Here is a 5,996-nt window from a genome sequence, read left to right as displayed (position 1 = left end):
CGTCGAGATTTAAGGCTTCTATCTAAAAGGAAGAAGGGTACCGCTCTAATTCGCCGTCCATGGCTCAATAGAGCTTTCGGAACGTCCTGTTCCTCCCCCCTTCTTCCTTTTATCTAATTAGCTCTTAAATCTATCTCCTCAACTTAATCGTATCTTTGTTTAATTACCACAGCTAAGATGACTTTGTCTTTAGTTTGTCTTCAGTCTGAGGTGCTGTTAATCCAGCACCTTTACTTTTTAAAAAAAATTTTTTAAATAATAACAGGAATATTTATTACTAAAGGAGAATATAATAGTATATTCCTTAAGGAGGTGTTTTATTTGGATTATAATATCCTCATCGGTGGTGCTGCAGGGCAAGGTGTTGATACTATAGCTAATATTTTAGAAAAAGGTTTAAAAAGGGCAGGATATTTTGTTTTTTCTACTAAAGATTATATGTCTAGAATTAGAGGGGGGCATAATTTTTCCCTAGTTCGGTTTTCTGATAAACCTTTATGTAGTCAGAAAGATAGTGTAGATATAATAATTGCATTAAATGACGAAACCGTTGCCCTTCATCAAAATAAGTTAAATATAGGTGGTAAGATACTTATTGATAGTGCTAGTACTTGGGAAGGTGAATACACTTTAGCTTTACCTATAATGGAAGAGGCTAAAAAACTTGGCAATCCAAAGGTAATGGGGACAATTTTTGTCGGTATTGTCTTTAAACTTTTCTCTTTACCAATAAGTGAAGTAGAAAACTATCTCACAGAACTTTTCCAAGGAAAAATATTAGAAACTAACCAGCGGGCATTGGAAATTGGCTATGGCTTAACAGAACCAAAATTTGTCTTAGCAAAACCACATGACCTTTCAGAATATATACTGATAAATGGCAATGAATCCATAGCTTTAGGAGCTTTGGCAGCTGATTGTTCCTTTTACTCAGCATATCCCATGACACCATCAACGAGTATAATGACATATTTAGCAAAAAAACAAAAGGATGGAGTAATTGTAGTGGAACAAGCTGAAGATGAAATAGCAGCTGTTTTAATGGCATTAGGTGCTTCATACACCGGGGTAAGGGCTATGACTGGAACTTCCGGTGGCGGTTTCTCTTTAATGGTTGAATCTATAGGCCTTGCAGGGATTACTGAAGTACCTTTAGTAGTAGCAGAAGTTCAGAGACCTGGTCCAGCTACCGGTCTTCCTACAAGAACAGAACAAAGTGATTTAAAGTTTGTGATTAACTGTTCTCAAGGGGAGTTTCCATTGATGGTAATTTCCCTAAATGACGTCCAGGATGCCTTTTATCAAACGGCTAGGGCCTTTAATTTAGCGGAAAAATATCAAATTCCTGTAATACTTTTAAGTGATCAATATCTTGCCGATTATAATCAAACGGTTAAGGCCTTTGACTTAAGTAAAATTACTATAGATAGAGGTTTAGCAGGGGAAGAAGCCTTTGTAGATGGTGAATACAAAAGATATACCTTGACAGAAACGGGAATTTCACCGAGGATCATTCCAGGTAAATATCCAAATCAAGTGGTATTGGTGGATAGTGATGAACACGATGAATACGGAAAGATAACGGAAAGTGCAGAAGTAAGGAAGATGATGGTAGATAAGCGAATGAAAAAATTAGAAGTACTGAAAGAAGAATTAGAAGAACCTAAAAAAATAGGTTTAGATAGAGGGGAAATTCTCTTGCTAGCTTGGGGTTCTACCTATGGCCCACTAAAAGAGGCAACGGAGATGTTGTTAGAAGAAGGGTATAATGTTACAACTCTAGTCTTTGGAGATCTTTGGCCCCTTCCCCAAAAAACACTTAAGGAATTAGCTCCATATGCTAAAAGGATCATCAATATTGAAGGAAACGCTACTGGACAGTTAAAGGATTTAGTTAGGGAACAAACAGGAGTGAATTGCCACCAGTCAATTTTAAAATATGATGGCAGACCCTTTAGTAGTGAAGAGCTTCACCAGAGGATTAAGGAGGTGCTTAAGTAGTGTGCGGATTTAAAACGTATGAAACTGCATGGTGTCCCGGCTGTGGGAATTTCAGTATCTTAAAAGGGTTAAAAAGGACCTTAGAAGAGCTAGGGAAAAAGCCCCACGAAGTTGTCATTTCTTCAGGAATCGGTCAAGCGGCAAAGATTCCCCAATATATCAATGTCAATGGATTTAATGGTTTACATGGTAGAGCAGTTCCCGTAGGGGCAGCGATAAAAATTACCAATAAAAATTTAACGGTAATAGTAGAATCCGGTGAAGGGGATACTTATGGAGAAGGGGGAAATCACTTTATCCACAATATTCGGCGGAATATCGATATTGCCCATTTTGTTCACAATAACCAAATATATGGTTTAACAAAGGGTCAAGCATCTCCTACAACAGGTACTGGTCAAATTACAGGGGTCCAAACTATGGGTGTTATTAACAATCCCTTCAACCCTTTGACCGTTGCTTTAAGTTTAGGGGCAACCTTTGTCGCCCGTACCTTTTCCGGTGATGAAGAACACATGGTAGAGATGATGAAGGCAGCTATTTTGCATAAAGGATATGCTTTAGTAGATATTCTACAACCATGTGTTACCTTCAATAAAGTAAACACCTTTAAATGGTATAAAGATAGGGTGGTTAGAATAGATGAAACCCACGATAAAACAGATTATTTTGAAGCATATAAACTGGCCCATCGATGGGGGGATGATGGAATACCTATAGGTATTTTTTACAAAAAGGAAGAAAAGACCTATCATGAAAAAATCCAGCATTTAGATACAGGGCTACCCTTAGTAGATAGGGAGATAGATCCTACAATAGTAGAAAAGTACTTAGCTGAATTCATATAAATAAGGAGTGATAACATGAAACTAGTTTTATTCCATTATCCATCTTGAACAAGTTCTAGAAAAGCTAAGGTTTGGCTTGAAGAAAAGGGTATTCCTTTTGTAATTAGGCATATAATAAAGGAGCCTGTAACAAAGGAAGAGATAGAAAAAATTCAAAGTATATTAAATGGTCAGTTAAAGGTTTTGTTTAATAAAAATGGTAAATTGTACAAAGAATTAAATTTACAAAATGTGATCGATGAATTAGATGATGAAAAATTAATTGAACTTTTAGTAGCAAATCCTATGTTGGTAAAAAGACCTATTGTAACTAATTTTAAAGATTTAGTACTAGTAGGCTTTAAAGAGCAGGAATACATTGAGGTTTTTAAGCAAGATTAAATTCCTTAATCTTGCTTTTTTTTATTGCATTTGTTCCCTTTAGATGTGTAAAATATTAGTAAATAGTAAAGGATGGTGATACTAGTGAAAAAAATAGTTCTTACCGGTGGAGGTTCTGCCGGACATGTAACTCCCAATATTGCTTTAATCCCTAAGTTACAAGAATTAGGTTATGATATTCACTATATTGGTTCTGAAGATGGGATTGAAAGAAAACTTATAGAGGACTTAGGTATTCCATATTACCCAATATCTTCAGGGAAGCTAAGGAGGTATTTTGATCTTAAGAATTTTACTGACCCTTTTAGAGTAGTAAAAGGGATCAGTCAAGCCTATAGGATTTTAGGGAGAATAAAACCTAGGATAATCTTTTCCAAAGGGGGATTTGTTACAGTACCTGTGCTATTAGCTGGTAATTTTAGGGGGATACCTGCCGTTATCCATGAATCCGATTATACCCCAGGCCTTGCCAATAAAATAGTAATACCCTTTGTCAAGAAGGTCTGTGTAACATTCCCAGAAACTTTAAAACACCTGCCAAAAAATAAAGGGGTTTTTACCGGTACCCCTATAAGACCAGAAATTTTACAGGGAGATAAAGGGGAAGGGTATCGGTTTACAGGATTAGATAAGGAAAAGCCGGTAATAATGGTAATGGGGGGAAGCTTAGGTTCCGTTAAACTGAATAAAGCAGTGAGAGATATTTTGCCAGATTTGTTAAAGAAATTTAATATAATACATCTATGTGGAAAGGGGAATTTAGAAGAACAATACCAAGGTTTAGCAGGATATCGACAATACGAATATATAAAAGAGGAACTCCCACACCTCTTTGCCATGGCTGATTTAGTGATTTCTAGAGCTGGAGCTAATTCTATCTATGAACTTTTAGCTTTAAGAAAGCCTAATATATTAATTCCCCTATCTGCAAAAGCTAGTAGGGGAGATCAGATTTTAAATGCCCAATCCTTTGAGAAAATGGGATATAGTAAAGTATTGTTAGAAGAAAAAGTAAACAGCCAAACCTTATTAAAAACTATCAACTATCTCTATGAAAATAGAAGTAAATATGTTGATGCTATGGCTAAAAGTAAAGTTCAAAATGGAATAGAAAAGGTAATAGAACAAATAGAAAAAAATTCTCTCAGATAGTTAAAGGTTAAAGGACTTGCAAAAGAAAAAAAAAGGATTATAATAGGTGATAGTAAACTTTGGGAGGTATTTAGATGAAAAAAATTACTTTTGATTACAGCAAAGCCAAGGATTTTCTTTTAGCAGAAGAAGTGAAAAATTTGCAGCCTTTCGTTAATCTTGCCCATGAAATGCTACATAATGGCACAGGTCCAGGTAATGATTTTATTGGTTGGGTAGATTTACCACTAAACTATGATAAAGAAGAATTTGCTAGAATCAAAAAGGCTGCAGAAAAAATAAGGGGAAATTCCGATGTCTTAGTGGTTATCGGTATTGGTGGTTCATATCTTGGAGCAAAAGCAGCTTTAGAGATGCTCAACCATACCTTTTATAACACTTTGCCTAAAGAAAAAAGAAAGGGGCCAGAAATCTATTTTGTCGGCCATAACATCAGTGGAACTTATGTACAGGACTTGTTAGAGGTTATTGAAGGAAAGGATATCTCTGTAAATGTTATTTCTAAGTCTGGTACCACCACTGAACCGGCCATTGCCTTTAGAATTTTTAAAGACTACATGGAAAAGAAATACGGTTTAGAAGGGGCTAAAGAGCGGATTTACGCTACTACAGATAAAAGTAAAGGTGCCCTTAGAAATTTGGCAGAAAAACAGGGATACGAAACCTTTGTTATTCCCGATGATGTAGGTGGCAGATTTTCTGTATTAACGGCAGTTGGTCTTTTACCTATAGCGGTAAGTGGAGTAGATATTGATGAGATGATGGCAGGGGCTAAAGAAGCCCATAAAGATTTACAAGACCCAACTTTAGAAACAAATTATTGTTATCAATACGCAGCAGCGAGAAATGTTCTTTATCGTAAAAATAAAACTACAGAAATTATGGTTAATTATGAGCCTAAACTTCAATATTTTGCTGAATGGTGGAAACAGCTTTTTGGAGAAAGTGAAGGGAAAGGGCAAAAAGGGATTTTTCCTTCCAGTGTTAATTTTTCCACAGATCTACATTCATTAGGTCAATATATTCAAGATGGTATTAGAAATATCTTTCAAACAATTCTCAACGTAGAAGAGCCTAGTAAAGATATAGAAATAGTAGAAGATAATGAAGATCTAGATGGACTAAACTATTTAGCTGGGAAAACCATGGATTTTGTTAACAAAAAGGCATTCCAGGGAACTTTATTAGCCCACAATGACGGAGGAGTACCCAATTTAATTATCAATATACCTAAATTAACTTCTTACTATTTCGGATATATGGTATATTTCTTTGAAAAAGCTTGTGGTATTAGTGGATATCTATTAGGTGTAAATCCCTTTGACCAGCCGGGAGTTGAGGATTATAAAAGGAATATGTTTGCTTTATTAGGTAAAAAAGGTTATGAAGCCCAAAGGGAAAAATTAGAGGATAGATTAAGATAACAAAAGGGCCTAACTCACTAGTTTAGTGGGTTAGGTTTTTTTCTTGCTTAGGAAAGTATAGATTGCTAGGTATGTGGATAAATGTTATTATGTAGTGGGGTGAGTTGTTTATGGCTACGGGAATAATAAAACAAATATTTGAAGATAAATGGGGAGAGTTTAAAGAAAAATACCCAATTAGGCCAACAGT

General features: G+C 35.5%; 4 protein-coding genes and 1 pseudogene. All 5 read left to right on the top strand.

Going from position 1 to position 5,996, the window contains the following annotated elements:
* Nucleotides 1-321 precede the first annotated feature (321 nt).
* Nucleotides 322-2,001 carry a 2-oxoacid:acceptor oxidoreductase subunit alpha gene (locus BMX60_RS11455; protein ID WP_091351573.1) on the top strand — a complete coding sequence of 560 codons (1,680 nt, stop codon included), beginning with the start codon at nt 322-324 and terminating at the stop codon, nt 1,999-2,001.
* The gene (locus BMX60_RS11450) at nt 2,001-2,849 is read left to right on the top strand and encodes a 2-oxoacid:ferredoxin oxidoreductase subunit beta (RefSeq protein ID WP_091351572.1); all 849 of its coding nucleotides are present in this window, start codon (nt 2,001-2,003) and stop codon (nt 2,847-2,849) included. The genes BMX60_RS11455 and BMX60_RS11450 overlap by 1 nt, the downstream gene beginning before the upstream one ends.
* A 60-nt stretch (nt 2,850-2,909) precedes the next feature.
* Nucleotides 2,910-3,230 (top strand): annotated as a pseudogene (locus BMX60_RS11445) (arsenate reductase family protein); the annotation flags it as partial.
* Nucleotides 3,231-3,314: 84 nt separating this feature from the next.
* Nucleotides 3,315-4,382, top strand: coding sequence for an undecaprenyldiphospho-muramoylpentapeptide beta-N-acetylglucosaminyltransferase (locus tag BMX60_RS11440; protein ID WP_091351570.1), 1,068 nt, complete (start codon nt 3,315-3,317; stop codon nt 4,380-4,382).
* Between the two features lie 74 nt (nt 4,383-4,456).
* Nucleotides 4,457-5,806 (top strand): glucose-6-phosphate isomerase, encoded by a 1,350-nt coding sequence (locus BMX60_RS11435; RefSeq protein ID WP_091351569.1) that lies wholly within the window; start codon nt 4,457-4,459, stop codon nt 5,804-5,806.
* Nucleotides 5,807-5,996 lie beyond the last annotated feature (190 nt).

It is taken from the genome of Anaerobranca gottschalkii DSM 13577 (assembly GCF_900111575.1).
Taxonomy (GTDB): domain Bacteria; phylum Bacillota; class Proteinivoracia; order Proteinivoracales; family Proteinivoracaceae; genus Anaerobranca; species Anaerobranca gottschalkii.
The sequence above is the reverse complement of the archived record's forward strand: the minus strand, read 5'-3'. Positions and strand labels throughout refer to the sequence as shown.

What these genes read in the sequence shown, in the direction of transcription:
- BMX60_RS11435 (WP_091351569.1), top strand. Translation starts at nt 4,457, where the DNA reads ATGAAAAAAATTACTTTTGATTACAGCAAAGCCAAGGATTTTCTTTTA.